Here is a 1,181-nt window from a genome sequence, read left to right on the forward strand (position 1 = left end):
ATCCAGTTGTAAGGTTTTCTTTTGATCCAGTTTCCACGAGTAAAATCAGGGAAGTCTTGAGGTTCCCCATTATTTTCAATTGACAATTCAGATAATGGAGTAATAGCACTCCAAGCAGCAGCATCATAAGCATCCATTGGTGGTGCTATATTTTGTTTTGCAGATTCTATAAACGCATTAATTACAAAGAAATCCATTCCTCCATGACCTGCTCCTGTAGCTAACTCTCCATACTTCTTCCATAAAGGATGATCGTATTTCTTTAACCACTCATCTGCTTGATCCCATTGGTGTGGTCTTTTGGATTGCCCTTCTATATATATTCTATTGCCATCTACTTCCCAAAGACCATTTGATCCTTGTACTCTAAAACCTAAAGAATACGGTCTTGGTAAATTACAATCATGAGTAACAATAATGGTTTCTCCATTAGCGGTTTCTATAGTGGAAGTAATGACATCTCCTTGTTTAAACTTCAACTTTGCATTGGGATGATCGACTCCTCCGTTTTTTACAATATAATTATGTAAACCTATTCCTTTGGTTGCATTAGCCGTTAGTGATGTAAAGCGATTTCCTCTGTTGATATTGCTCATCGCTGCAATAGGACCTACACCATGGGTTGGATATACATCGGCGTTTCTTAATAAGGAATGTTGTGTTCTCCAAGCTGATTCTGAAATCCCTTTCTCTCCAAACTCAACCCCTTTTCCATAGGCACTTTTACCATCGTTTAGTTTTACAAAGCGTAAATCGTGTTGGTAACCACATCTAAAATGTACCAGTTCTCCAAAAACATTTTGTTTTACCATATTTAACACTGCCAATACATCTCTTCGGTAATTCACATTTTCTAAAATCATTAAATGTGTTCCTGTTTGTTCGTGGGTATTTACCAAATCCCAACATTCTTCCATTGTATTAGCTGCAGAAACTTCTAACCCTGTATATTTCCCCGCTAGCATAGCATCTTTTGCCATACGAGTGTGCCAAAGCCACGGAGTTGCTATAATTACAGCATCTACCTCTTTTAAGGCTAATAAATTTCTATAGTCATAATCACTACTTCCAAAAACGGCTGGCTTTTTTTGACCTGCTTTTTCTATTCGGTCTAATGCAATGGAAATTCTATTGGGATCAATATCACAAATGGCTGTGACCAATACATCATTTCTTAACAA

At 37.2% G+C, this 1,181-nt stretch carries 1 protein-coding gene; it reads right to left on the reverse strand.

Annotated elements, in window-relative coordinates:
* A partial coding sequence (locus Q0714_RS14140; RefSeq protein ID WP_298266195.1) for a Gfo/Idh/MocA family oxidoreductase occupies nt 1-1,181 on the reverse strand: 1,181 nt, incomplete at both ends.

The organism is uncultured Lutibacter sp. (assembly GCF_947493565.1).
Taxonomy (GTDB): Bacteria; Bacteroidota; Bacteroidia; order Flavobacteriales; family Flavobacteriaceae; genus Lutibacter; species Lutibacter aestuarii.